Here is an 854-nt window from a genome sequence, read left to right on the forward strand (position 1 = left end):
ACAGAAATGGTGGACGCGAAAATAGGCGCCGTCGGCGCCGAGCTCCTCGGCCGCGACCGCGAGATCGATCGACTGCAGCAGCGCGTCGGCGCCCGAGCGCGTGCCCGATTGCGGCGAGGGCGACCAATGCCCGAACGACAGAAATCCGATCTTCTTCATGGCTCCATTCCTGCTGCGGCGGCCCATCGGCCGCTTAAACTTCTTGTTGCTCCAGCAGATAGCCAGGCCAGCGCCGCGATACAACGGACACCGAATGGATACAGACCGTCAATCGGTTCGTCGAAAGTTCGGGGCGGTCCTGGCCATTCTCGTGGCCGCCGGAGCGCTGTATCGTTCCCGTCACCCGATGATTCCCCAGCATTGGACGATGCCTGCATGCATGGCCTGACTCCCATATTTTCCACCGTGACCGCCTCTTTCCTGGCCTCCTTCGTCGAAGTGGTCGAAGCCTTCACCATCGTGCTCGCCGTCGGCGTGACGCGCAGCTGGCGCCCCGCATTGACAGGCGCTGCACTGGCGCTTGCCTTGCTGGCGGCCCTGGTGCTGGTTTTTGGGCCGCTGCTGGCGCTCGTCCCGATCACCGTCCTGCAATTCGTGGTCGGCGTGCTTTTGATCTTGTTCGGCATGCGCTGGCTGCGGAAGGCGATCCTGCGCAGCGTCGGCGTGATTGCGCTGCATGACGAGGACCAGGCCTTTTCCAAGGAGACTGCGGAGCTTCGTCGACAATCCGCCGACCGCCGCGCTGACTATCTGGCGGCCGTCGCGTCGTTCAAGGCGGTGCTGCTCGAGGGCGTCGAAGTGGTGTTCATCGTCATTGCCGTCGGCGCCGCGCATGGCCAGACGCTCTATGCCCT

Annotated in this window: 1 protein-coding gene and 1 pseudogene; one reads left to right on the forward strand and one right to left on the reverse strand. The window is 63.9% G+C overall.

What is annotated here, in order from left to right:
• A partial coding sequence (locus tag EOD07_RS36045) for an LLM class flavin-dependent oxidoreductase (RefSeq protein ID WP_164772932.1) occupies positions 1-159 on the reverse strand: 159 nt, incomplete at its 3' end.
• A gap of 216 nt (positions 160-375) precedes the next feature.
• Between EOD07_RS36045 and EOD07_RS36050 the strand changes: the two are divergent.
• A pseudogene (locus tag EOD07_RS36050) lies at positions 376-854 on the forward strand (TMEM165/GDT1 family protein); the annotation flags it as partial.

It is taken from the genome of Mesorhizobium sp. M2C.T.Ca.TU.002.02.1.1, assembly GCF_003997225.1.